Source organism: Vogesella urethralis (assembly GCF_007644045.2).
GTDB classification, from domain to species: domain Bacteria; phylum Pseudomonadota; class Gammaproteobacteria; order Burkholderiales; family Chromobacteriaceae; genus Vogesella; species Vogesella urethralis.
On the sequence record NZ_VMDW02000136.1, the window covers coordinates 127,434 to 151,602 of the forward strand.

Genomic DNA, 24,169 nt, shown 5'->3' on the forward strand with positions numbered 1-24,169 from the left:
GTTGGCCGCATGCTTGCCCGTACCCCCGCGCCGCCCTATTGGGCCGTGATTTTCAGCAATCAGCGTACCGCTGCCGATGGCGAAGGCTATGGCGTGACCGCCGAGCAGATGGTGGCGCTGGCCGCCGAACAGCCCGGTTTTCTGGGCGCCGAAAGCGCCCGCGGCAGCGACGGCTTCGGCATCACCGTGTCGTACTGGCAAAGCGAGGCCGACATCGCCGCCTGGCGTGCCCACGCCGGACACCGGGTGGCGATTGCTGCCGGTTTCGACCGCTGGTACGCCTGCTTTGCTACCCGCGTGGCCTACGTTGGCCGCGACCACCTGTGGGACAAGCCCGCCAGCGATGCGCCAGGTCAAGGTTGATCGTCAGCCGGCCTACGTGCTGCACACCCAGCCGTACCGCGAAACCAGCCTGCTGGTGGAAGTGCTCAGCCGCGACCACGGCCGTTTCACGCTGGTAGCGCGCGGGGCGCGCCGCCCGCGTTCCGACCTGCGCGGCCAACTGCTGCCGTTCCAGCCGCTGCAGCTGGCCTGGTTCGGCAAGGGCGAGCTGCGCACGCTGCACACGGTAGACTGGCGCGGCGGCGTGCCGCAGTTTGCCGGCCAGCGCCTGGTGTGCGGTTTTTACCTCAATGAATTGCTGCTGCGCCTGTCGCCGCGCGACGACCCGTCCCCCGAGCTGTTCCAGCTGTACGACCGCACCGTGCGCGGCATGGCGCGCAGCGACAGCCTGCCCGACGTGTTGCGCCGCTTCGAGCTGAACCTGTTGACGGTACTGGGCTATACGCCGCCGTGCAGCGAGGACGCCGCCGGGCAGCCGCTGCAGCCGGATGCCTATTACCTGTGCCGCTTTGGCGAGCTGCCGCAGCGCGTGGCCGTGCCCGATGCCGGCCCGCGCCAGCTGGTGGTGGCAGGCGCCAGCCTGCAGGCCCTGGCCGTTGCCGACTTTTCCCTGCCGCATAGCCGCCGCGACGTACGCGGCCTGCTGCGCTTGTATCTGGATGAATTGCTGGGGCCGGAACCGCTGGCCACCCGCGAACTGTTAACCACGCTCTACGCGCTGCAAGAAGACAGCGCTCCCAGCCGGAGACCATCATGATTCTGCTAGGCGTCAATATCGACCACGTTGCCACCCTGCGCCAGGCGCGTGGCACCCGTTTCCCCAGCCCGATCGAAGCGGCCCTGGTGGCCGAATCCAGCGGTGCCGACCTGATCACCCTGCATCTGCGCGAAGACCGTCGCCACATCCAGGACCACGACGTGGACGCCATGCGCGCCACCATCAAGACCCGCATGAACCTGGAAATGGCACTCACCGACGAAATGCTGGCCAACGCGTTGCGCGTGAAGCCGGAAGACGTGTGCCTGGTGCCGGAAAAGCGCGAGGAAGTCACCACCGAAGGCGGCCTCGACGTCATCCGCTACTTTGACGAAGTGCGCGAGTTTACCCGCCAGCTGACCGACGCCGGCATTCGTGTGTCGATCTTCATCGACCCGGACGTCAAGCAGATCCAGGCGGCCTGGGACGCCGGCGCCCGCGTGATCGAGCTACACACCGGCGCCTACGCCCACGCCGACTTCCAGCACGACGCGCAGCAGGCCGAGCTGGCGCGCATCCGCGAAGCCGCCGTGTTTGGCGACCACCTGGGCATGGTGGTGAATGCTGGCCACGGCCTGAACTACCATAACGTGAAGCCGATCGCCGCCATTCCCGAAATCGCCGAGCTGAACATCGGCCACGCGCTGGTCAGCCACGCGCTGATGGTGGGCTTTGCCGCTGCCGTGCGCGAAATGAAGGCCCTGATGATCGAAGGCCGTCAGGGGCTGTAATGATTTACGGCATCGGCACCGACATGGCGCGCATCGCGCGCTTTCAGGCCATGCTGGACCGCTGGGGCCTGCGTGCCGGCCGCCGCTTGCTGGCGCCGGTAGAGCAGGACGAGTTGGCCGCAGCGGCCAACCCGGCGCGGCTGCTGGCCAAGCGCTTTGCCGCCAAAGAGGCGCTGGCCAAGGCGCTGGGCACCGGCGTGCGCGAGCCGGTGCTGCTGACCGCCATCGCCGTCAGCCACGACGCGCTGGGCAAGCCGATGTTTGCCTTTGACGATGCGCTGCATGCGTTTCTGCGCGAGCGCGGCATTAGCCGCGTGCATTTGTCGATTACCGACGAGGCCGAGCACGCACTGGCTTTTGTGGTGTGTGAAACCGGCCTTGCGGCCAACCTGTGAATGGCACCATGACTCAACTTTCTCTGCCGCGCGGCCCGGTGATGGCCGACGTTGCCGGCTTTCGCCTCAGCGACGACGAAAAACAACGCCTGTGTCACCCGCTGGTGGGCGGCGTTATCCTGTTCCGCCGCAATTTCGACAGCGTGGAGCAGCTGAAGGCGCTGACCGCCGAGATCCGCGCGCTGCGCCAGCCCGAGCTGCTGATTGCCGTCGACCACGAAGGTGGCCGCGTGCAGCGCTTCCTGGCTGGCTTTACCCGCCTGCCGCCGATGCGGGTGCTGGGCGAGCTGTGGGACGCGCAAGGCCAGGCGGTGACCGAAGCGGCAGCCGAGGAAACCGGCTACGTATTAGCCGCCGAGCTGCGTGCCTGCGGTGTGGACCTCAGCTTTACCCCGGTGCTGGACCTGGACTGGCAGCACTGCGCCGTGATCGGCAACCGCAGCTTCCACGGCGACCCGGCGGTGGTGATTGCGCTGGCCAGCGCGCTGCAGCGCGGCCTGAATCGGGGTGGCATGGGCAGCTGCGGCAAGCACTTCCCTGGTCACGGTTTTGTCGATGGCGACACCCATGTCGCTATGCCGCAAGACCCGCGCAGCCTGGACGATATCCGCGCTGCCGACCTGAAACCGTTTGCCGCCCTGGCCGCCAGCGGCATGAAGGCGGTGATGCCGGCGCACGTGATCTACCCGCAAGTGGACGACACCTCGGCCGGTTTCTCGCGCATCTGGCTGCAGGACATCCTGCGCGGCGAACTGGGTTTTGACGGCACCATCTTCAGCGATGACCTGACCATGGAAGGTGCCGCCGGCGCCGGCGATATCGTGGCCCGTGCCGGGCGCGCGTTTGCAGCCGGTTGCGATATGGCCCTGGTGTGCAATCGCCCCGAGCTGGTAGACGACTTGCTGGCCAGGTTGGCCGCACCGGCGCAGCCGCAGCTGGCGCAGCGCTTGCAGGCGATGGCCGGGCAGGGTACGCCGGCCGAATGGGCAGGACGGGTAGCGGGTAGCGACTTTGCCGCTATTGCCGCCCGCGTCGGCGCGCTGGCCGTGCCGCCGCAGCAACTGGCCGCCGCGCCGCAGGTGGGCGAGGCGCATTAAGCGCGCTACCTGTCCGTTACCGGCTGCTGCCCGCTTCCTGCGATCAGCACATGAAAAACCCCCGCTGCACAGGCGGGGGTTTTTCGTAGGTGGTAGGGTGTTCGCGGGTCAAAACAGCTCGATATCGCCATCGTTGCTGCTGCCGGCGTTCAGTTGCAGCTCGCTGGCGCGGGCGCGGGTACGGCGCTGGTCGTTCCACGGTTTGTCGTGCATGTGCAGGCGGCCCAGCGAGGTGCGCAGCTTTTCGCCTAGGTTGCGCAGGTCGTCGGGCGACACCGCGTGGATGCGGCTGCAGTCCAGCGCGTCCTGGTTCAGCTGGATCAGGATGTCGCCGGACGATTTGGAATCGTGCACCGCCTGCCCCTGCTGCGCTACGGCATCGCCGATTTCGCTGGCCGAGGCATTGATGTCGCCGATGGCGCGGGTGATGTTGTCCAGCTTGTCGCGCGAGGTGTCGGCGTGGGTGGCGGCAAAGCCGGCGCGTTCCAGCGAGACGCTCATGGCACCCACCACCTTGTCGGTACCGCGCTGGATGTCGCTCATGATGTTCTGCACCTGCTGGGTGGCTTCCTGGGTGCGGTGCGCCAGCTTGCGCACCTCGTCGGCCACCACGGCAAAGCCGCGGCCGCTTTCGCCGGCGCGGGCGGCTTCGATGGCAGCGTTCAGTGCCAGCAGGTTGGTCTGGTCGGCAATGTCTTTGATCGAGGCCAGAATGCCGCCAATGCTGCCGGAGGCGGTGGACAGCGCCCGTACGTCGCGGGTGGCTTCTTCCAGCAGGTTGGCCACCTCGGTCACGCCATTGATCACGATCAGCGTGGCGTCGCGGCTTTCATTCATGTCGTGGCCGGCTTGCTGCGCCGCAGCAGTTATTTGTTCCAGATCCACGCGCAGACGCTCGGCCTGTTCTATCATGCGCGAGATGGCACCGATCAGCACTTGGCCGTGACTGGCTTGCAGCAGGTTTTTTTGCAGGATGGCGCTGTAGGTGTCGGTCAGCTCCTGCGACATCGGAATCAGCCGCGCACTGGAGCCCAGTACCTGGGTGAAGATGTCGTCCAGCTCTTCCAGCAAGGCATTGAAGTGCTGGCTGCAGCCTTCCCAGTCGGCGCTGGTGGCCAGGTCCAGCCGCTTGCTGAAGTTGATCGGCTCTTCGCGCAGCGAAGCCAGGTGCTGGCGGAAGGCGCGGGCCGGGCGGATGAAGTGCTTGTGGATACGCCAGGTGAGCACGCCCAGCACGGCGGCGCCGGTCAGCAAGCCGCATAGCAGGCTGCCAAGACTGCCGTCCGGCAGCAGCAGCGACAGCAAGGGCAGCAACAGCAGCGGGGCAAAGGCGGGGGCAATCAGTCGGATCAGCGTGGCTCTCATGGTAGTCCCGTGGCGACAGCAGCGGGCACAAGCAGTATTCGCGCTGCTTATGCCCTGCAGGGTTGGCTTATTGGTGGCGAGTATACCCTTGTCGGGTTAGGGTTATGAACAGTATTGATCAGGTATTTTGAATATGTCCCAGTTGTTCGCGCGTCTGTTCAGCGGACGCAGCAGCCGTTTTAGCAGCGAAGAGGTAGCGGCTGCCACCGAAACCTTGCTTGACGAGGTGGAGCCGCGGCTGAAGCTGCTACCCACCGGGCGGCGCCAGTTGCGAAAAGGGGTGCGTAGCGTGCTGGAACGCATCGATGATATCGGTGCATTGTTACCGCCAACGCTGGACCTGAGCCCGGCCGGCTACAGCAGCGACCGGCGCGTTGGTTTGTTGTTTTCGTCGCCACAGGCCTTGTGCGACGGCTTGCGCCTGAGCCCGGCCTTGCAAGACTACCTGGCCAGCCCGCGCAGTAGCGAGCAGATGCAGCTGATGCTGGTGATGCAGGCGAGCGAGGACACGCGCCTGGGCAGCCAGCTACTGCCAGACGGCAGCGTACGCCACGATGTACCGCAGAAAGTACTGAGCTTTGCCCGCCATCGCATCCTCGCCGCCAGTGGCGAGCGCCGCGAGCTGGTGCAGCACTGCCGGCAGCAGGCGTACCAGGCGCTGTGCCGTGGCCTGGCGGCCAACCTGTCCGATGCCGAAGCCCAGCGGCGCATGCTGGACGTAGAGCGCAAGGCGCTGCAGTTGCAACTGGGTAAGCGCACCAATGTGTTGAACGCCGAGGCGTTGAACCTGCACGGCAGCATGAATCACGAGCAGATGGCGGCACGCTTGGCCGAGGTGGAGCAGCAACTGCAAAACCTGCAGGTGGTGGCCAGCCTGGAAGGCAAGCTGGGCTTGTTGCGCAAGGTGGTGGAAGCGCCGGAACAGGTGGTGCAGGCCAGCGTGCAAACCGCCTGGGTAGACCGTATGGGGGTGATGCTGAACCCCGACGAAGGCGGCCAGCAGCTGGACTACGCCGACGTGGCGCTAGGCTATCTGCAAAAGCGGCGCCGGGTGGTGTTTGCCGCCAGCCTTAGCCGCCAGGACTGGCGCGAGTGGCAGGCGCGCTGGCCGGCAACAGAGTAGGCCAGCGCTGCGTCAGGCGGTGCCACGGGCCACAATCAGCGGAATCTGCATCTCGGCGGCGGCCAGGCCGCCGTGATTGCCCAACAAGGCCGGGCGTTTCTCGTCGCCCACCGTCTGCAAGATTCCCCAGTCTTCCTTCATCAGTAGCAGGAAGTCACCACAGCGTGCGGCCAACTGCGGGTGCGCTGGTGACGGGCCGAACCAGCCCGCCGCCAGCACCTTGGCCGCCGGCAAACACCAGGCGGCATGTCCCAGCGTGGTCGTCACGGCGTGGCGGAATGCCTGCTGCAGGCCGGGCTGCACATGGCAAAACGCTGCGCGCGGTTCGCCGCTGAGCGGCTGGCGCAGCATGGCGGCCAATTCCGGAAAATCATTGATGAACAGCATGCGCGGCGGCGGGATATCGGCCTGGCCGTGGTCGGCGGTGATCAGCACACGGCAGCTGGCTGGTAGCGTGGTAGCCAGCTCGGTGCAGTGCTGTTGCAGCCGGGTCAGCAGCATTTGCGCGCGCGGGTGGCGCGTGCCCTTGTTGTGCATCAGCGAATCCAGATCAGGGATGTAGGCGTACACCAGTTTGCGCCCGGGCTGGCGGGCCAGCTGCTGCAGGCTGGCAAACAGCTGCGCGTAGTCGCGCCACGGCCGGTGTTCGGCGTGGCCGCCGTGATGGCGGCTGTAGGCCGAGTCGGCGATGTATTCGGGCTGTAGCACGTAATGCTGGCGCTGACCGCCTTGCAGCGCCGACGGCCGGCTGTACAGCGCACTGGCCAGCGCGGCGTCGTCCAGCGCCTGTGCGTCGTCTGCTTGCCAGTGGTAGCGCAGCGGCAGCGGCGTGGCGATACCGCCGGCTTCGGGTGCCGATACGTGCCAGCCCAGCAGGCTGTGCTGGCTGGGCGGCAGGCCGGTGAGCAGCGTGGTAATGGCGGCGGTGGTGGTGCTGGGGAACACCGAGTGCAAGGTAGCCACTTGCTGTTGCTGCAGCCAGCCGCCCGCTACCAGGCTGTCCAGCTGCGCGCAGCCCATGCCGTCGATCAGCAGCAGGATCACCGTCTCGTCTTGCTCCAGCCCGTCCAGCGCCGGGTGCTGCAGCGGCGGGCAGGCGGTGCTGCCGTGCAGGCGGGCGGCCAGGTTGGCCAGGCTGTGCTGGTAGTCGGGTAGCGTGCAGTGGCGCAGCAGGTCGGCGGGCAGGGCGGCTTCTGTCATGGCGGGCGGGCAGTTATAGTGTGGTTTTGACGTAGTGGCAGTAGCAACCAACATCATGACAGATTTGCGTGTGAGCTGTACCGAGTGCGGCGCCTGTTGTTCGGCGTTCCGCGTGTCCTTTCATCGTAGCGAGTTGGCCGCAGAAGGCCGCCCGGGTGTGCCTGCCGACATGGCGGTGCACGAAGTAGGCAATACCTGGCGCATGGCCGGCACGGACGATAGCGCCGCCAACGGCCAGCCGCCGCGCTGCGTGGCGCTGTGCGGCACGGTGGGCGAGTCGGTCAGCTGCAGCATCTACGCGCAGCGGCCGTCGCCCTGTCGCGAATTCGGCGCGCTGGCCAGCGTCGGCATCTACGAGGCGGCCTGTAACCGTGCCCGCGCCCGCCATGGTCTGCCACGGTTGAAGGTAGACGACAGCTGGTGAGCCGCGCAGGCAGGGTGCAGCTGGTTTTCGATCAGCATTTATCAAGATTGGCACGCTGCTGCGTAGTGCCACTATCATGAAGCAGCCGGCTGCGCGATCAGGCTGGCCCTTGGCGTGGTGGTTAGCCGAGTGATTGTTATCCGACCCCTCCTGAAGCGCACCGCATGAACCTGTACTCAAGCACGGCATGGCAACAGCGGGTCTGGTCCTGGCTGCAAATGGGCGTAGATCCGGCGCTGAGCGGCGCCGTTCGCAGGCGGCAATACGTCACCAATGCCGTCCCGGTACTGGTGCTGACGATGGTGCTGTTCTACAGCCTGCTGTTTGCCTGGCTGGGCAATGCGGCACTGGCAACCCTCAGCCTGAAGATGACGGCCATCCCGCTGCTGGGCATCGTCTGGTTCTACTGGCTGCAGCGTCGCGGCCACCCGCCGCACTACTGGAAAGCCTGCCTGATCTGCCAGGCCACCGTGCTGGCCGGCATCCTGGGTGGGCAGGGCACGCAAATCGGTGGTCACCATTACTTCCTGTTCTTTTTTCTGACTACGCCACTGGTGGTGCCTACCCACGACAAGCGCGGCATGGCTATCGTGTGCCTGATCTGCATTGGCTGGTTTTGCCTGTTTGAATGGTTCACCTGGCCATCCAGTGCTGCGGTGCAGGCGCTGGGGCCAGCCACCATCAAGCTGCTGTACCTGAATGTGTTGCTGTCCGGCACCCTTGTCCTGTTTATCGCCCTGCTGGCTGGTGACTATTTTTCCGAGGCACTGGAGCGCCGCATCCAGCAAATGGCCAGCAGCGACGAGCTGACCGGCCTGGCGAACCGCCGCGTGTTCTACCAGACGCTGACGCAATGGCAAACCGTCAGTGGGCCGTTGCAGCGGCCATTCTGCGTGGCGCTGCTGGACATCGACCACTTCAAACACATCAACGACACCTATGGTCACGAAGCCGGCGACCAGGTGCTGCGCAGCTTGGCCGTGCGCTTGCAGCAGGGGGTGGGGCCCGCCGATCTGGTGTGCCGTATTGGCGGCGAAGAGTTCGCCATCCTGCTGGCCGACTGTACGCTGACGCAGGCGTACGCGGCATGCGACACATTGCGACAAAGTATTGCCGCTACGCCGCTAGCGGCGGGTGATGTCGGGCTGACCGTTACCGTTAGCCTGGGGCTGGGGCAGTGGCAAGCCTTGCAGCGCGAGGCGGATTTTCTCGCCGGTATCGATCGCGCGTTGTACGCCGCCAAGCATGCGGGGCGCAATACGGTGCGGGTGCACCCCGCGCCGCCTAGCCCTGAACCGGCATAGCGCGTTTCTGCGGGTCGCGCGTAGGATGGGTGAAGGTGCTGGCGCCGTCACCCATCGCTTAGGCGAAAGCTAAGGGTGATGGGTTGCGCTGCGCTCCACCCATCCTACGTGTTGGCAAGGGTTGGCCGCCTGGCTGCGGTAATATAAGGCAGGCAGGACAAGCGCGTAGGATGGGTGAAGGCGCTGGCGCCGTAACCCATCGCGTCGGCGAAAGCTAAGGGTGATGGGTTGCGCTGCGTTCCACCCATCCTACGTGCTGGCAAGGGTTGGCCGCCTGGCAGCGGTAATAAGAGGCCGGCAGGACAAGCGCGTAGGATGGGTGAAGGCGCTGGCGCCGTAACCCATCGCTTAGGCGAAAGCTAAGGGTGATGTATTGCGCTGCCCTCAACCCATCCTACGTGCTGGCAAGGGTTGGCCGCCGGGCAGGGCAATAAGAGGCCGGCAGGACAAGCGCGTAGGATGGGTGAAGGCGCAGGCGCCGTCACCGATCGCTTAGGCGAAAGCTAAGGGTGATGGGTTGCGCTGCGCTCCACCCATCCTACGTGTTGGCAAGGGTTGGCTGCCTGGCAGGGCAATAAGAGGCAGGCAGACCAACATGCAGCGCGTAGGATGGGTGAGGGCGCTGGCGCCGAAACCCATCGCTTAGGCGAAAGCTATGGGTGATGGGTTGCGCTGCGCTCCACCCATCCTGCGTGTTGGCAAGGGTTGGCCGCCGAGCAGACCAATAAGAGGCAGGCAGGACAGCATGCAGCGCGTGGCAGGCGGCAAAAACAAACCCCAGCCAAGGCTGGGGTTTTGCGTGGTAGCGAGGGCCGGGCTCAGCTATACGCCAGGCTCAGGTGGTTGTCCCACTTTACCGGGAAGCGCTGGCTGCGGCGCGGGTCGATCTGCAGCGTACGGCTGTCTATCCACACGATCTCGCCCAGCTCGTTGCTGGTCACGAAGTGGCGCTGGTCGCGGCTGAGCGCGATGCCGGCCGGCTTGGTCAGCGCCACGTGCCCCAGGTAGCGACCGCTGCCGTCCCAGAACACCACGGCGTCGCCCTTGGTGGCCGTGCAGGCAATGCGGTCGGCACCGGCCGCCACGCTGGCGGCGTAGCCGTTGCTGGCCAGCGCCAGGGCGTCGGGCGCGTCCAGCAGGCGCAGGCCTTGCTCGGCGTTCCAGATCGCTACCAGCGGCGCAGCACCGTCGCCTTCGTACTGCAGGGCTACCGCGAAATCATGCTGGTTGATGCGGGCCAGATGGCGCAGCGACAGCCGCTTGTCGTCCAGCGTGTAGCTGGCGATGCTGCGGCCCTGGACCGAGTCTACGATATCGATCTGCGGCTTCATGTTGTTGCGGTTCAGCTTGATGCGGCCGCTTTCCGGCAGCGTCAGGATGCCGCCGTTGGCTACCAGGATGGTGCCGTCGTCCAGCGCCTTCAGCTCGTGCGGGCCGATGCCGCCGCTGGGCATCTCGCGCAGCGGCAGCAGCGTGTGCGGGTCGCGCACGGTGAGCAGGCCGCTGCCGCTGTCGATATCGTTGTCGGTGGTGTACAGCTGGCCGTGCGCCAGGATGCCGTGGCCGAAGCCGTGGCGGTTGTCCGGGTAGTCGTACCAGGCCAGCTGCTGGCCGCTGCGCCAGTTGAAGCGGGCAATCTGGTAGCCGGGGCGGCGGGCAAATACCAGGCATTCGCCCGGGCGCGCCGGGTCCAGTTCCAGATGATGGCCGCGCTCGGGCAGCGTCAGTAGGTCGCTGGCGCCGGCTAGGCCGGCGCGGTGCTGGTTGCGGCCAACGTCGCAGGCCGAGATGATGGCCGGCTGTGCGGCGTCGCCGGCCAGGCTGCGCAGCGGTAGCGCGGCCAGGGTGAGGGCGCCGGCCTGCAGCAGCTGGCGGCGGGTAAGCTTAGTCGCCATCGGATTCATTGAAACTCAGCGTGATGTCCAGGGTGTGGGCCAGCGGGCCTTCGATCTGTGCCAGCAGTTTTTCCAGCGCCTGTACGGCCGGTTTTTCGCGGCCGCTGTTGCCGACGCGGGCCAGGTTGTCCGGCAGCTTGTCCAGCGCGGGGGCCACGGCGCGGGTAGCGTCGGCCAGCGCTTTGGCCTGCGCCGGCTGGCCTTTGGCTGCCAACAGCGCGGCAATGCCGCTCTGGCCATCGGGGCCGGTAAGCACGGCTTGCAGCAGCGCAAATTGTGCTTTCACCAGTGCCTTGCCGTCGCCGCTACGCTGCGCGGTGACCAGCTCCGGCTTTTGCTGCGGCAGGCGCGACAGTTCCTTGTGCATCTCGTTGACGCCGGCCAGCGTCAGGTTCACCACTTCTTCCAGCGCTTGCGCCGGCTTGGCGTACAGTGCGCCGTCCTGGCCGCTGCGGCCAACGTTGGCCGCAAAATCCTGCCAGTTTTTCAGTAGCGTCGGGGTGTGGTCGGCGATTTCCTGGCCGGTGCGCTGCAGCCATTGGCAGCGGTTGGGGTCGGTCAGCGGCTTTTGCTGCTCGAACAGCAGGTATTCGATGGCGGTGAAGCCTTTGGCGGCGGCGCCGGCCTCGTCGTAGCTCTCCTGGCTGCGGCCCAGGTTGTCGCTGACCGCTTGCTCCACCAGCGCTACGCGGGTGGGCTTGAAGGCGATCACGCGCTGGCTGCGCAGTTCGGCGCTGGGGCCCCAGTTCAACGGCGCCACGGCCATCCAGCTGCGGTAGCCTTGGCGCCATTGCTCGCGCGCGGCGGTGAGGCTGGTGGCGTCCTGGCGTTGGCACAGCTGCTGCAGGCTGGCCGCTAGCTGCCGGCTTTGCGTATCCAGGGTGGCGTAACGTGGCAGCAGGGTTTGTGCGGTGAGGGTGTCGAGAAAGGTCTGTTCCGGGCTGGCAGCAAACGCCAGCGGGGTGGCCAGCAGCAGGCTGGCAAGCAGGTGGCGGGACATGGTTTTCCTTGTCAGGTGGGTGCACCCGGCCGCCAGGGCCAGGTGCGTACAGCGTTACAGCGAGTTCAGGAAGCGCAGCACGGCGTCGCGGTCGGCCTTGCTTAGTCGGGCAAAGCGCCGTTTGGCGGTATCCGCTTCGCCGCCGTGCCACATGATGGCTTCGGTGAGGTTGCGGGCGCGGCCGTCGTGCAGGTACTGGGTGTGGCCGTTCACGTCCTGGAACAGGCCGATGCCCCACAGCGGCGGGGTTTTCCATTCGCGGCCATTAGCCAGGCCGTCCGGGCGGTTGTCTGCCAGCCCCGGGCCCATGTCGTGCAGCAGCAGGTCGGTGTAGGGGCTGATCTTCTGGTTCGACACTTCCGGCAGACCGGCCAGTTTGCCGGTGGTGTAGCTTGGCGTGTGGCAGGCGGTGCACTCGATTTGGTCAAACAGCAGTTTGCCGCGGCGTACCTCGAAGGTGTCGGCGTCACGCTGGGCCGGTACGGCCAGCGTCTGGGTATAGAAGATGACGTCGTTCAGCTTGCTGGTCGGAATCTCCGGCTTGCCGCCGTTCGGTGCCTTCAGGCAGTCGCGCTGGGCCGGCATGCATTCTTCCTTCGGAAACTTGGCCGAGGTGATGCCGATATCGCCGAGGAAAGCGCCAGCGCTCTGGTGTGCGACGGTGGCGACGTTGGCCTTCCAGCCGTAGCGGCCAAGCTTGTTCTTGCCGGCGTAGGCGTCGTACACGTAGTTGGGGCGGCCGCTGACGCCATCGTTATCGGCAGCCTGCGCCTTGGCGTTGGCCAGGATGTCCTGTTCGCGGATGGCTTCTAGCAGGCCCAGGCCGATTACCTGGTTGGCAATGCGCGGCGACACTTGTACTTGCGGGTGCATGGCGCCGTAGCCCAGATCGGTGAAGTGGTAGCTGGGTTGGCGCAGGCTGTAGCTTTCGCCGTCGGTGAAGCTGCCCGGCTGTTCGGTGTAGCTAATCGCCACCTTGCCTTCCGGCTTCACGCCGGGGATGGCGTCGTTGTTGAACTGGCCGCCGTAGGTGGGTTCGGGTAGTGTGCTGCCGTTCTTGCCGGGTATGGACAGACGGAACAGCAGCGCCATCGGCTGCTCGGCCTGCAGGCCGTTTTCAAACGCTGGCGTGGCGCCCCGGCCGTCCAGCGCGTGGCAGGCACCGCAGGAGCGGGCGATGAAGTGCGGGCCCAGGCCGTCGCGGGCAGTGGTGGACGACGGCGCTTCTACCCAGGCTTTCTTGAAGAAAGAGTTACCGACAAAGAAGCGGGTCTGGCGGTCGCTGGCCATGTTGGCCGCGGGCAGTGAGAAGGCGTTGCGGCCAACTTCGTACACGGTGGTGTTGCCGCCCAGTTTTTCGTCGCCTTCCTGGTATGGGGCGATCTCCGGTGCGTTGGTAAAGCCCAGCGTGCCCAGTACCGCAGCAGTGCCACCCAGCGTGGCTGCAATGGATAAGTATCTGTTTTGCATGTAGTGGTTTCCGATGCAATGCAAATACCCGCCTGCGGGTGCAGGCGGGCTGGTGGGTGGTGGTGAGCGGTGTGGTTTAGCCGTTGACGTTCAGTTTCTTGATGCCCAGTGCCTTGGCGGCTTCTACCAGGCTGCCAGCCTGCTTTTTCAGTGCGGCGATGGTGGCTTGCACGCGGCTGCGGCCTTCTTTCTTGACGATTTCCTGGTCGAACGGCGCCTGGATGCCTTCGGCTGCCTTCAGCGTGGCTTCCATATCGGCGGTCACGCGTTCGGCGGCCTTGGCGTTGCTGGCGGCCACCAGGTCACGCAGGCTGGCACCTTTTACCACGCTGCCATCCACACGCTTGTACTCGCCCAGCCACACGTTCTGGATACCCTTGGCGTTGGTGATGATGTCGCGGTGGGTATTGTCGGAGAAGCAGCTGTGTTCGTCTTCCTGGTTGCGGCTGTCCAGCGCCACTTCCATGCGTTCACCGGCCAGTTCGGCACGCGACAGCACGCCGATGCCGACCATGATCTGGCGGATGGCGTCCGGGTTCTTGGCGAACTTGGCGCGGTAGTTGTTGGCACCGGCTTGCCATTGTTTGGTGACGGTGCTGAGGTCGTCGATCAGCAGCTCGGCGGCCACTTGCAGGTACTGGCGGCGACGGTCGGCGTTGGGGGCCTTGCCATCCACAAAGTCGGTGTAGCTGCGTTTGCCCGGGCCGGCGACGTCGAAGTCCTGGCCCCACAGCAGAAACTCGATGGCGTGCCAGCCGGTAGATACGTTCTCTTCACCGCCGCGCTCGTTCAGCGACGACAGCTTTTCTTTGGTAATGGCCACCTTGCGGTTGTTGATGATGCCGGCGTTCGGCTTGCCTTTCACGTAGTCGATGTAGGCTTCATCCAGCGGCCAGGCGTTGATCTGGCCTTCCGGGCCTTTGGCGTCGTCAATCGGGCCGCCGTAGAAGCGGAATGCTTCGGTCTGGCCGTACGGCTCGCGCGCGGCCAGCCAGGCTTTGCGGGCCTTGTTCAGCGTGTCTTCGGACGGTGCTGCCACGAAGGCGTCGATGGCGGTTTTCAGTTCACGCGCGCCTTGCAGCGAGTCCTCGTAGCTGGCAAGAACGATCTGGCTGTAGGTTTCCACTACGCTGGCGCGGCTGACGTCGGCGGCGAAGGAAGCGGGGGCCAGCAGGGCAGTACCGATGGCGAGGGCGAGCAGGGTGTGGCGCATGACGTGTGTCTCTGTCTGGTTTATGAAAAGTAGTGCTGATGATAAGTATTATCATTTGATGCGTCAATGCGTGTGCCATGCGCGTATTTTCATGGAGTGGCGGCTTTTTCTGCTGGCGGGTGCTGGGTGAAGCGTGGTCTTCGTGGTATCCTTGCGCCCCTTTTTTGCGCAGTAACGCTGTACACCATCAATGCGAGACCCTTGCGATCACTACACCATAGACCTGATCGGCGGCACGCGGGCGAAGCCCGGGCGCAAGCCGCTGGGCGAACGCGCCATGACGCCGGCCGAGCGCAAGCGCCGCAGCCGCGAGCTGCGCCGCAATCGCCTGCAGGAGCTGTCGGTGACGGTGGAGCTGTCGCGCGACGCGCAAAAGGCATTGGATAAAATGATCGAATGGTGGGGCGTCAGCAAAAAGGAGGCGATCAATCGCGCCATGCTGATTGCCTGTCAGTCGCAAACCGGCCGTACCGGCACGCTGTTCGAGTTTGATGCCGACTTCCTGTTGCCGGCGGCAGCGCCGGCGCCCAAGCGTAGCCGCAAGAAAGCGGCACCGGATAAGGCCTGATGATCGGCGCTGGCCGCAACCGTATGGAAAAACCCTGCTTGCTTCGTCAGCAGGGTTTTTTATTGGGCGGACGGTGGCGGGCAGCATCAAGGGTTGGCCGCCATCGCTGCTTTTGCTGTTTTGCCGCTCAGGTTTTGCCAGGTGGTGTCAGCCCTAACAGCTGCATGGCGTCGTGACGGGCGTCGTCTTCGCTGTGCAGGTAGCGGCGCGTGGTCTGGATGCTGCGGTGGCGCAGGTTTTGGCTCACCATCAGCAGGCTGAGCCCGGCGTCCAGCTGGTGGCTGGCTGCGGTGTGGCGCAGCCAGTGGGTGCTGGCTTGCTGCAGAGTGCTGCGCAGCGGTTCTTCGGCGCGTTCGGCAGCACGTTGCATCACTTCCTTCACGATCAGGTACAGCGCTTTGTCGCTGATGCCTTGTTGCATGGCCTGGCTGCCAGCCAGCTTGCCAATCAGCGGTGTGGTCTCGCCCGGCGTGGGTAGCGCCGGCAGGCCCAGGTGCTGGCGGTAGCGTTGCAGCGCCGCCAGTAGCGCGTCGCTAACCGGGATGTCGGCTAGCCCCGTTTTGCCATTCACCCGCCACCACCAGCGGCCACGCTTTTCGAAAATATCTCCCATCACCGCCTGGCTGGCTTCGCTGCGCCGGGCGCCGCTCATATATAGCAAGCTGAACACCCACAGTGCGCGTTCGCGCTGGGCGATGGCGCGGGCGCTGTCGTCCGGCAGCTGTGCCAGGGTGTCGCACACGTGCGTCCAGGCGTCGCGTTCCAGAAAACGTTCCAGTGCTGGCTGGCTGCGCTCACGTGGCGGCTTGTGCAGGCGGAACGGGTTGCCGGCCAGGTGGCCGGCGTGGTTCAGATAGCTGTACAGGCCGCCGAGGATGGTAAAGGCGTGCTGGATGCTGGCTTCGGACAGCGGGCCGTTGAACGGTCGCCATTGCGCATGGCTGCGCGGTAGTGGCGGGCCTATCCATTGTGCGGCGGGGTGGGGTTGCGCCAGAAAACGGCGATAGTCGTGCACGTCGCCACGTTTGATGCTGGCCAGCGTTTGGCCGCGACTGGCCAGCCAGAGCAGAAAGCGTTCGGCTTCTTTGCGGTAGCTGCGCAGGGTGGCGGGGCGCTGGGCGTACTCGGCCAGCCAGGCCAGTACGGCTTCGCTATCACTATTTGCCTGGATCAGGCTGTTTTGCGGGGTAGTGGCAGGAAAATGCATGGCCATTCCGGGATGTAAACTTCCGATAAGTATAATTATCGGAAAAATATTTGGCAAAGTGTAAAATAAAACATGTAATACGTAATAAAATTAAGTATCGATGGCGTGGTACAATGCGGCCAACGTTGAAGGAGGTGTGATGGATATTTATGCGCGCATTCGGCAGGTGGCATTCGAGCTGGTGTCGGAGGGGGAGTGGCCCACCGTGGTGGAAGTGCGGGCGCGGCTGGGTACCGGCTCCAATACCACTATCAACAACACGCTGAAGCAGTGGAGGCAGGAGTTTCTGGCCCGCAATGCGGCGGCGGTAAAGCGGCCGGACTGGCCGCCGGCGCTGGCCGATGCCTTTGGCCAGCTGTGGCAAAAGGCCTGCGAAGTGGCGGAAGGCAACCTGGCCACGCTGCGCGAAGAGGTAGAGCAGAAACTACAGCAAGTGGTGGCCGAGCTGGCCGCTGCGCAGCGTGAGCTGGATGATCGCGCTGCGCAGCTGGTGTCGCTGTCTGGCGAGTTGGCGCAGCAGCGTGAACGTGGTGATGCATTGCAACAGCAACTGGCCGAGGCCAATAGCCGCCGTCAGGTGCTGGAAGACAGCCTGGCCGGGCTGACTGCCTCGCTGGACGATGCGCGGGCGCAGACCTTGCTGGTGCAAAAAGACGCCGACGAGCGGGTGGCGGCGCTGGAGCAGCGCCAGGAGGAGCGCCTGCAGCAGGCGGCTGCCGAGGCGGCACAGCGCGAGGCGCTGGCTTACGAGCGCTTTGAAGGCATGCGCGTGCGCTTGTACGAGCAGGTGGAGGCGGAGCGGGCGCAGATGAAGCAGCAGGCTACGCAGCAGGCTGCGCAATTGACGTCTTTGTCTGCGCAGCTGGACGAGGTGCGACGCCTACGCCAGCAGCAAGAGGCCGATACGGCGCGCGAGTTGGGCAAGGCGGCGGCACAGCAGGAGTTGGCCGCTAGCAGGTTGGCCGAGCTGGAAGCCCGTTGTGACAGCCTGCGGCAACAGGACGAGGCGCGCCAGGCGCAGATGCTGGGTCTGGCCGCGCAAGCTTCGTCTGCGCAGACCGAACTACAGATTCTGCGCGAGCAGCGTTTGCCGCAATGGCAGCAGCTGGTGCTACTTAATCGCGACAAGTTGGCCGCCATGCCGGAGCAGGAAGCGGCCAAGCTGGTGGCGGGCTGGTTGGGCTTGTCAGTCGAATAAGCGGGCAAAGCGCTGGCAGATCTGCTCCAGCGCAGCGCGGTCGCTGTCGTCAAACGACGCCAGCTCGATCGAGTCCACGTCCAGTACGGCGCGCACCTGGCCGTGGCTGTCCAGCAGCGGCACCACGATTTCGGAGCGCGACAGCGACGAGCAGGCAATGTGGCCGGGGAAGGCGTCGACGTCCGGCACCACCAGCGTTTGCGCCTGTTGCCAGGCGCTGCCACACACGCCTTTGCCTTTGCGGATACGGGTGCAGGCAATCGGGCCCTGGAACGGGCCGAGCACCAGCTCGTCCTGTTTGACCAGGTAAAAGCCGGTCCACAGCCAGCCGAAGCTGTGATGGATGGCGGCGGCCACATTGGCCATGGCGGCAATCAGGTCGGTTTCGGTGTCGATCAGGGCAAACGCCTGCGGTAGCAGCGTGTCGTAGCGTTCGGCCTTGGTCTGGCCGGCAATGATCAGGTTCTCTGCCATGTGGCGGGTCCTTGTCTTGATGCGGGGTGGGGCGGCAGCATAGCAAAAAAGCCGGCGGCTGTGCCGCTGCACGCGGCAGCGCATGCCATGAAAAAAGCCGGGGCAGGGCCTCCGGCTTTGCTTGGCGACGCGTCGCGCTTACATCATGTGCTGACCGCCGTTGATGGCCAGGTCGGCGCCGGTGATGAAGCCGGCCAGGTCGGAAGCCAGGTAGTTCACCAGGCCGGCGATTTCTTCCGGCTGACCCAGGCGGCCTACCGGGATCTGGGCAATGATCTTGTTACGCACGTCTTCCGGTACCGCCATCACCATGTCGGTGCCGATGTAGCCCGGGCTGATGGTGTTGACGGTCACACCTTTGCGCGCCACTTCCTGTGCCAGGGCCATGGTGAAGCCGTGCATGCCGGCCTTGGCGGCGGAGTAGTTGGTTTGGCCGAACTGGCCTTTCTGGCCGTTGATCGACGAGATGTTGATGATGCGGCCAAAGCCACGCTCGGTCATGCCGTCGACAACCGGTTTGCACACGTTGAACAGCGAATCGAGGTTGGTGCTGATCACGGCGTCCCAGTCGGTTTTGCCCAGCTTGCGGAAGCTGCTGTCGCGGGTGATGCCGGCGTTGTTCACCACGATATCGATAGGGCCGATCTCGGCCTGGATCTTGGCAACGGCAGCCTGGCAGGCGTCGAAGTCGGTCACGTCGCATTGCACGGCGTGTACGTCGAAGCCCAGGCCTTTCATGTCGGCGGTCCAGGCTTGCTCTTTGCCCGGGCGGCTGTAGGTGGTGACCACGGTATGGCCGGACTGTGCCAGTGCCTTGCAAATAGCGGTGCCGATACCGCCCATACCCCCGGTTACCAGTGCAATTCGTTTGGTCATGGTGCTGACTCCTTATCTGTATGTAATGTGGATAAACACATTACCGGTGAAATTTTTCTTCTGGGTGACAGATTAGAGTCAGCGTCATGAAATGTAAATGCCGTTTTCCCTTATAGATATTATTTAATTTGCATTGATTGCCTGCGTCACCAGTTTCTGCAGCAGCTCAAGGCGGGCTGGGGCGATGTGACCATCGTCGCACGCTTGCTTGATGGCGCACGACGGTTCCATGCGGTGCGTGCAGTTGTGGAAGCGGCACTGGCCGATATAGGGGCGTACTTCGGGAAACAAGGCTGGCAAGGCCGTAGCAGCAATGTGACCGACGCCGAACTCCTGCAGGCCGGGCGAGTCGATCAGATGGCTGTCGCCGTCCAGGTGGTACAGCGCGGCGTGGGTAGTGGTGTGCTTGCCGGAGTCCAGCGCGACCGAAATGTCGCCAACGCGGGCAGCGGCTTCGGGTAGCAGCGCATTGGTAAGCGTGGACTTGCCCATGCCGGATTGTCCAATAAATACGCTGGTGTGCCCTTGCAACAGCTGGCGCAGGCTGCTGACGTCCTCGCGCGCGCTGACTACGTGCAGACGGTAGCCCAGGGCTTCGTAAGGGCGCAGCTTGTCCAGCCAGGCGGCGGTTTCCGGCAAGTCGCTCTTGTTGATCAGGATCACCGGCTCGATATCGGCGGCCTCGGCGGCCAGCAGGCAGCGGTTGAGCAGCTCTTCGCTGGGGCTGGGTACGGCGGCAGTGACGAACAGGATGCGGGTAACGTTGGCCGCAATCAGCTTGGTACGCCACTCGTCCTGGCGATACAGCAGGCTGTGGCGCTCGTCTACCTGTTCGATAACGGCTTGTTCGTCGTTGATGATGCTTAGGGTAACAAAGTCGCCGCAGGCAAAATCCACACGCTTGCCGCGGCTGGTGCAGTCATAAGTACGGCCGCCGGTTTCAACGATGAAGCGGCGACCGTAACTACGGATGATCTGGCCTTGCTGCTTCATGCGACGGGCAGCAGGGCTTCTGCTTTGGCGGCACAGATGAAGTCGTTCAGCGTCAGGCCGCCGGCGTCATGGGTGCTGAAGCGCACGACGGCACGGTTGTAGTGCACCGACATGTCGGGGTGGTGGTCTTCGGCGTGGGCAATCCACGCCATGGCGTTCACGAACGCCATGGTCTTGTAGTAGTCGGCAAACATGAAGGTCTTGACCAGTTCGATGCCTTCCACGTGCCAGCCCGGCAGGTGCGACAGCAGTTCGGTGACGGTTTGGGCGCTCAGCGGGTGCGCGCCGTGTTGCGCTTCGCAGCGCATCTCAAGCAGGTTCATGGTGGTTTCCTTGCAAACGGGCAATACGGAGGCTCGCAGGCGGGTGCGAGTCGTAAAACGCGGAGTGTAGCGGGTCTGGTGTCAATGTGCTTGCGTTGTCGCGATAAAGCAGCGTCAGGGCGGCGATCAAGTCGGCCGCCGAGCTGTGGCGGCAGGCGTAGGCGTCGGCCTGGAACTCGTGCCGCCGCGACAGCAGGCTGCCCAGCGGTGTCAGCCAGAACGTCATGACCGGCGCACACAGCATGAACAGCATCAGGCTGGCGCCGCTATTGCCGGCTGGCGTATGCAGGCCGGCCAGAAAGCCCGGGTGCTGGTGCAGGCTGCCGAACAGCCACAGGAACAGCAGCGAGCCGGCAAAGCTCAGTGCGATGCGGCTGCGGATGTGGCCGTGGTGAAAATGCCCCAGTTCATGTGCCAGTACCGCTTCGATCTGGCTGTGGTCCAGCCTATCCAGCAGGGTATCGAAGAAGACGATGCGCTTGTTGTTGCCCAGGCCGGTAAAGTAAGCGTTACCGTGGCTGGAGCGGCGTGAACCATCCATCACGAACAGGCCGTTGCTGGTAAAGCCACAGCGTTGTAGCAAGGCCTGGATGCGGTCTTGCAAGGCGGCATCGGATAGCGGGGTGAAGCGGTTGAAGCGCGGCGCGATCAGCGTGGGGTAGGCCCAGCTCAGTGCCAGTGCAAAGGCGCACCAGAGCAACCAGCTCCATAGCCAGAAGTGGCTGCCGCCGTGGTCGATCAGCCACAGTACCTCCAGCAGTAACGGTGCGCCCAGTAAGACGCCCAGCAGCAGCGATTTCAGCTGGTCACTGATGAACAAGCCGACGGAAACATGGCTGAAGCCAAAGCGGCGCTCTATGACGAAAGTGCCATACAGCTGCAGCGGCAGGCTGGCGATGCTGCTGGCCAGCAAGCACAGTGCAATGGTCAGCATGCCGCCAAGCTGAGGCTGAGCGGTGAGGCTGGCGGCAAGGTTGGCCGCAGCAGCGATGCCGCCGCCGAAGGTTAGCGCCAGTAGGAGCGCGCTGTCCAGCCACAGGCTGGCCATGCGTAGCCGGGTGCGGGCACTGCTGTAGTCGGCGGCTTTCTGGTGCTCGTCCAGCGTGATGCTGTTGCGGAAGGCGGCCGGTACCGCATGGCGGTGGCGGGCGATGCTGCGCAGCTGGCGCCATTGCAACCAGCACTGGGTGAAGAGGCTGCCGGCAGTGGCCAGTAGCACGGCCCAGGAAAATGCATTCATCAAGCGGGTTTGCCCTGTATGGGGTAAATGTCAGAAAATGACGGTCTTTTGAAAGACAGAACATTATGCCGCAAGATCAGAATCACCTCATCTGGCTGGACATGGAAATGACCGGCCTCAACCCAGACACCGACCGCATCATCGAAGTGGCGATGATCATCACCGACAGCCAGCTCAATGTGGTGGCCGAGTCGCCGGTGATCGCCGTGCATCAGCCCGACAGCGTGCTGGATGCCATGGACGACTGGAACAAGAATACCCACGGCAAGTCCGGCCTGATCGCCCGCGTCAAGGCCTCAACGGTGGGCGAGGCCGAGGCCGAAGCGCAACTACTGGCCTTTCTGGAACAGTATGTGCCGGCACGCAAGTCGCCGATGTGCGGCAACACCATCTGTCAGGACCGCCGCTTCATGGCGCGCTGGATGCCGAAGCTGGAAGAACACTTCCACTACCGCAACCTGGATGTGTCCACGCTGAAAGAACTGTGCCGCCGTTGGCGCCCGGAAATCGCCAAGGGCGTGGTCAAGAAGGGCAAGCACGAAGCGCTGGCCGATATTCTGGAATCCATCGAAGAGCTGCGTTATTACCGCGAACACTTTCTCAAAGTCTGATCCTACCGCATGTCTACCGACCGTATCTTCATCAACGAACACCCGGTGTGGGCGCGCCTGCACCAGCACCAGCGTGCCACTCGGCACGTGCATATGAAAGAGCTGTTTGCCCAGGATGAGCAGCGTTTTGACCGCTATTCGCTGCAGCTGGACGGCCTGTTGCTGGATTATTCCAAGAACCGGCTGACCGAGCGCACGCTGGAGTTGCTGGTGGAGCTGGCGGATGCGGCTGATCTACGCGGCTGGATGGCGCGCATGCGTCGCGGCGAGCGCATCAATATCAGCGAGAAGCGCGCCGTATTGCACACTGCGCTGCGGCTGCCGGCCACGGCCAGCCTGGTGGTAGACGGCGTCGATGTGGTGCCGCAAGTGCAGCAAGTGCTGCAGCGTGCCTATCAGTTTGTCCGTCGCGTGCGTAGCGGCGAATGGTTGGGCCACACTGGCCAGCGCATTCGTCAGGTGGTGAATATCGGTATTGGCGGCTCCGACCTCGGGCCGCTGATGGTGGCCGAGGCGCTGAAGCCGTACGCCGACCCCGGCATGCGTTTCGACTACGTATCGAACGTGGATGGCCAGCATCTGGCACAGGTACTGGCCACGTGTGACCCGGCGCAGACGTTGTTCATTGTGGCGTCGAAGTCGTTTGCCACGCCGGAAACGCTGCTGAACGCGCAGGCGGCGCGGCGCTGGTTCTTGCAGTCGGCTACCGAGGCGGACATCGCCCGCCATTTTGTGGCGGTGTCCACCAACGAACCGGCGGTGCGGGCATTCGGTATCGATCCGGCCAATATGTTCGGCTTCTGGGACTGGGTGGGCGGCCGCTATTCGGTATGGTCGGCCATCGGCCTGCCGGTGATGTTGCAGATCGGCCCCGAGCATTTTGCCGACTTCCTGGCGGGCGGCGCGCGCATGGACCAGCACTTTTTCGAGACGCCGCTGCTGCGCAATATACCGGTGCTGCTGGGCCTGATCGGCATCTGGTACAACACCTTTTACGGTGCCCATACCCACGCCATCATGCCGTACGACCACGGTCTGCGCCGGCTGCCGGCGCATATCCAGCAGATGGATATGGAATCCAACGGTAAGCGGGTTGGCCGCTATGGCGAACGGCTGGATTTCGACACGGGTCCGGTGATCTGGGGGGAAGAGGGTGTCAACAGCCAGCATGCCTTCTTCCAGCTGCTGCATCAGGGCACCCGTCTGGTGCCGTGTGACTTCATCGTGGCGATGAATACCCATTACCCGCTGGGCGATCAGCACCGGGTGCTGGTGGCCAACTGCCTGGCGCAAACCGAGGCCCTGATGCGCGGCAAGACCGAGGCCGAGGTGCTGCAGGAGTTGGCGCATCTGTCGGGCGATGAGCTGGATATCCTGCTGCCGCAAAAGCTGTTCCCGGGCAACCAGCCCAGCAATACTATCGCGCTGGATAAGGTGACGCCCTACAACCTCGGCATGCTGCTGGCGATGTACGAGCACAAGGTGTTTGTGCAGGGGGTGATATGGGGGGTGAACTCGTTCGACCAGTGGGGGGTGGAGTACGGCAAGCAGCTTGCCAGCCGTTTGCTGGACGAACTGCACGGCAACCAGGCAGGCCGGCACGATGCGTCTACCCGGGGTCTGATGCAACATTTCATGGCGACGTATCATGCAGAATGAGCAACAGTTGGCCGCAAGGCTGGGGCAGCTGCTGTTGGCGCACGGGCAGCGTGTGACGGCAGCTGAGTCCTGCACTGGCGGCGGAGTGGCCTCGGCCATCACCGCCATTGCCGGCAGTTCGGCCTGGTTTGACCTGTCGGTGGTGACTTATAGCAACGAGGCAAAGCAGCGCCTGCTTGGGGTGTCGCCGGCACTGTTGCAGGTGCATGGCGCAGTCAGTGAGCCGGTGGCCGCCGCCATGGCCGAAGGCGCGCGCGCGCTGGCGGCGTCGGACTGGGCGCTGTCGGTTACCGGCATTGCCGGGCCGGGCGGTGCCACGCCGGGCAAGCCGGTGGGCATGGTGTGCTTCGGGCTGGCGCGGGCAGGTAGTGTGCAGACTACAGTGTGTTACTTTGATGGCGATCGCGACGCGGTACGCCGGCAGGCGGTTTGCCACGTGCTGGCTTGGTTGTGCGACTGTCTTTCCGGGCAGTAAGCCGCCAGCTAGCGCTTTCTTATGTCTTTTGGTTTTGTTGATATTGCTGTTTATGCAAAATATTGGCTGTGATCTTGGCGCGCTCTGCGTATAATCACGCCCCTGCTTGTAAAACAGGGCGGGAGTATTGGTAGTTCAGCCACTACATTCCCGCCTTTATTGTGTTGATCGTGTAGGGCGGCGTTTTTGCCGCTACTATGGATTGGCCACTTAAACAGACACGACGTTG

The 24,169-nt window shown here is 64.3% G+C and carries 25 protein-coding genes; 13 read left to right on the plus strand and 12 right to left on the minus strand.

All coding sequences use genetic code 11. The features are described 5' to 3' along the window. Window positions 1-9: 9 nt before the first annotated feature. From FLQ03_RS18035 to nagZ, 5 genes are read left to right on the plus strand one after another with little or no spacing between them, the layout of a single operon-like run. Window positions 10-363, plus strand: coding sequence for an antibiotic biosynthesis monooxygenase family protein (locus FLQ03_RS18035; RefSeq protein ID WP_144371588.1), 354 nt, complete (start codon window positions 10-12; stop codon window positions 361-363). Next, entirely contained in the window at window positions 344-1,099 is a 756-nt protein-coding gene (recO, locus tag FLQ03_RS18040) for a DNA repair protein RecO (protein ID WP_144371589.1), read from the plus strand. Before FLQ03_RS18035 ends, recO begins: the two co-directional genes overlap by 20 nt. Next, entirely contained in the window at window positions 1,099-1,830 is a 732-nt protein-coding gene (gene pdxJ, locus FLQ03_RS18045) for a pyridoxine 5'-phosphate synthase (RefSeq protein ID WP_206211045.1), read from the plus strand. The genes recO and pdxJ overlap by 1 nt, the downstream gene beginning before the upstream one ends. Then, window positions 1,830-2,225, plus strand: coding sequence for a holo-ACP synthase (acpS, locus tag FLQ03_RS18050; RefSeq protein ID WP_144371591.1), 396 nt, complete (start codon window positions 1,830-1,832; stop codon window positions 2,223-2,225). Before pdxJ ends, acpS begins: the two co-directional genes overlap by 1 nt. 8 nt (window positions 2,226-2,233) lie before the next feature. After that, on the plus strand, window positions 2,234-3,322 hold the full coding sequence (nagZ, locus tag FLQ03_RS18055) for a beta-N-acetylhexosaminidase (RefSeq protein ID WP_170252471.1): 1,089 nt from the start codon (window positions 2,234-2,236) through the stop codon (window positions 3,320-3,322). 108 nt (window positions 3,323-3,430) lie between these two features. Here the strand turns inward: nagZ and FLQ03_RS18060 are convergent, their stop codons facing one another. Further along, a complete protein-coding gene (locus tag FLQ03_RS18060; RefSeq protein ID WP_144371592.1) occupies window positions 3,431-4,687 on the minus strand; it encodes a methyl-accepting chemotaxis protein in 1,257 nt (418 codons plus the stop codon). Window positions 4,688-4,820: 133 nt separating this feature from the next. Here FLQ03_RS18060 and FLQ03_RS18065 point away from each other — a divergent pair, with 133 nt between their 5' ends. Then, the gene (locus tag FLQ03_RS18065; protein WP_144371593.1) at window positions 4,821-5,810 is read left to right on the plus strand and encodes a hypothetical protein; all 990 of its coding nucleotides are present in this window, start codon (window positions 4,821-4,823) and stop codon (window positions 5,808-5,810) included. Window positions 5,811-5,822: 12 nt separating this feature from the next. Here FLQ03_RS18065 and FLQ03_RS18070 read toward each other — a convergent pair whose 3' ends face one another. Beyond that, entirely contained in the window at window positions 5,823-7,010 is a 1,188-nt protein-coding gene (locus tag FLQ03_RS18070) for an alkaline phosphatase family protein (RefSeq protein WP_170252472.1), read from the minus strand. A gap of 55 nt (window positions 7,011-7,065) precedes the next feature. Here FLQ03_RS18070 and FLQ03_RS18075 point away from each other — a divergent pair, with 55 nt between their 5' ends. Together FLQ03_RS18075 and FLQ03_RS18080 are read left to right on the plus strand one after the other, a co-directional pair. Further along, window positions 7,066-7,434: a YkgJ family cysteine cluster protein gene (locus FLQ03_RS18075; protein ID WP_144371595.1), complete on the plus strand. Its 369-nt coding sequence runs from the start codon at window positions 7,066-7,068 to the stop codon at window positions 7,432-7,434. Between the two features lie 164 nt (window positions 7,435-7,598). Continuing rightward, window positions 7,599-8,738 carry a GGDEF domain-containing protein gene (locus FLQ03_RS18080; RefSeq protein WP_144371596.1) on the plus strand — a complete coding sequence of 380 codons (1,140 nt, stop codon included), beginning with the start codon at window positions 7,599-7,601 and terminating at the stop codon, window positions 8,736-8,738. Window positions 8,739-9,556: 818 nt separating this feature from the next. Here FLQ03_RS18080 and FLQ03_RS18085 read toward each other — a convergent pair. From FLQ03_RS18085 to FLQ03_RS18100, 4 genes are all read right to left on the minus strand, one after another. Beyond that, the gene (locus FLQ03_RS18085) at window positions 9,557-10,633 is read right to left on the minus strand and encodes a DUF1513 domain-containing protein (protein ID WP_170252473.1); all 1,077 of its coding nucleotides are present in this window, start codon (window positions 10,631-10,633) and stop codon (window positions 9,557-9,559) included. Next, a complete protein-coding gene (locus FLQ03_RS18090) occupies window positions 10,623-11,633 on the minus strand; it encodes an imelysin family protein (RefSeq protein ID WP_144371598.1) in 1,011 nt (336 codons plus the stop codon). The genes FLQ03_RS18085 and FLQ03_RS18090 overlap by 11 nt, the downstream gene beginning before the upstream one ends. Before the next feature lie 54 nt (window positions 11,634-11,687). Continuing rightward, window positions 11,688-13,103, minus strand: coding sequence for a di-heme oxidoreductase family protein (locus FLQ03_RS18095; protein WP_144371599.1), 1,416 nt, complete (start codon window positions 13,101-13,103; stop codon window positions 11,688-11,690). A gap of 76 nt (window positions 13,104-13,179) precedes the next feature. Continuing rightward, window positions 13,180-14,316 (minus strand): imelysin family protein, encoded by a 1,137-nt coding sequence (locus tag FLQ03_RS18100; RefSeq protein ID WP_144371600.1) that lies wholly within the window; start codon window positions 14,314-14,316, stop codon window positions 13,180-13,182. Window positions 14,317-14,506: 190 nt separating this feature from the next. On the opposite strand from FLQ03_RS18100, the gene FLQ03_RS18105 reads away from it, so the two are divergent. Further along, window positions 14,507-14,884: a hypothetical protein gene (locus FLQ03_RS18105; RefSeq protein ID WP_144371601.1), complete on the plus strand. Its 378-nt coding sequence runs from the start codon at window positions 14,507-14,509 to the stop codon at window positions 14,882-14,884. 127 nt (window positions 14,885-15,011) lie between these two features. On the opposite strand, the gene FLQ03_RS18110 is transcribed toward FLQ03_RS18105, so the two are convergent. After that, window positions 15,012-16,091 carry a tyrosine-type recombinase/integrase gene (locus FLQ03_RS18110; protein ID WP_144371602.1) on the minus strand — a complete coding sequence of 360 codons (1,080 nt, stop codon included), beginning with the start codon at window positions 16,089-16,091 and terminating at the stop codon, window positions 15,012-15,014. Window positions 16,092-16,230: 139 nt separating this feature from the next. Here FLQ03_RS18110 and FLQ03_RS18115 point away from each other — a divergent pair, with 139 nt between their 5' ends. After that, a complete protein-coding gene (locus tag FLQ03_RS18115) occupies window positions 16,231-17,289 on the plus strand; it encodes a DNA-binding protein (protein WP_170252474.1) in 1,059 nt (352 codons plus the stop codon). Here FLQ03_RS18115 and FLQ03_RS18120 read toward each other — a convergent pair. The 5 genes from FLQ03_RS18120 to FLQ03_RS18140 all read right to left on the minus strand — a co-directional run bounded on the left by FLQ03_RS18120 (window position 17,278) and on the right by FLQ03_RS18140 (window position 21,195). Next, on the minus strand, window positions 17,278-17,763 hold the full coding sequence (locus FLQ03_RS18120) for a GAF domain-containing protein (protein WP_144371604.1): 486 nt from the start codon (window positions 17,761-17,763) through the stop codon (window positions 17,278-17,280). The genes FLQ03_RS18115 and FLQ03_RS18120 overlap by 12 nt on opposite strands. Before the next feature lie 138 nt (window positions 17,764-17,901). Then, window positions 17,902-18,639: a beta-ketoacyl-ACP reductase gene (gene phbB, locus FLQ03_RS18125; RefSeq protein WP_144371605.1), complete on the minus strand. Its 738-nt coding sequence runs from the start codon at window positions 18,637-18,639 to the stop codon at window positions 17,902-17,904. A 123-nt stretch (window positions 18,640-18,762) separates the two neighbouring features. After that, window positions 18,763-19,632 carry a ribosome small subunit-dependent GTPase A gene (rsgA, locus tag FLQ03_RS18130; RefSeq protein WP_144371606.1) on the minus strand — a complete coding sequence of 290 codons (870 nt, stop codon included), beginning with the start codon at window positions 19,630-19,632 and terminating at the stop codon, window positions 18,763-18,765. Further along, entirely contained in the window at window positions 19,629-19,955 is a 327-nt protein-coding gene (locus FLQ03_RS18135; protein ID WP_144371607.1) for a 4a-hydroxytetrahydrobiopterin dehydratase, read from the minus strand. The genes rsgA and FLQ03_RS18135 overlap by 4 nt, the downstream gene beginning before the upstream one ends. Then, window positions 19,942-21,195, minus strand: coding sequence for a M48 family metallopeptidase (locus FLQ03_RS18140; protein ID WP_206211038.1), 1,254 nt, complete (start codon window positions 21,193-21,195; stop codon window positions 19,942-19,944). The genes FLQ03_RS18135 and FLQ03_RS18140 overlap by 14 nt, the downstream gene beginning before the upstream one ends. Window positions 21,196-21,260: 65 nt before the next feature. On the opposite strand from FLQ03_RS18140, the gene orn reads away from it, so the two are divergent. From orn to FLQ03_RS18155, 3 genes are read left to right on the plus strand one after another with little or no spacing between them, the layout of a single operon-like run. Further along, window positions 21,261-21,806 carry an oligoribonuclease gene (gene orn, locus FLQ03_RS18145; protein WP_144371609.1) on the plus strand — a complete coding sequence of 182 codons (546 nt, stop codon included), beginning with the start codon at window positions 21,261-21,263 and terminating at the stop codon, window positions 21,804-21,806. 9 nt (window positions 21,807-21,815) lie between these two features. Beyond that, a complete protein-coding gene (gene pgi, locus FLQ03_RS18150; protein WP_144371610.1) occupies window positions 21,816-23,465 on the plus strand; it encodes a glucose-6-phosphate isomerase in 1,650 nt (549 codons plus the stop codon). Next, a complete protein-coding gene (locus tag FLQ03_RS18155) occupies window positions 23,455-23,940 on the plus strand; it encodes a CinA family protein (protein WP_144371611.1) in 486 nt (161 codons plus the stop codon). Before pgi ends, FLQ03_RS18155 begins: the two co-directional genes overlap by 11 nt. Window positions 23,941-24,169 lie beyond the last annotated feature (229 nt).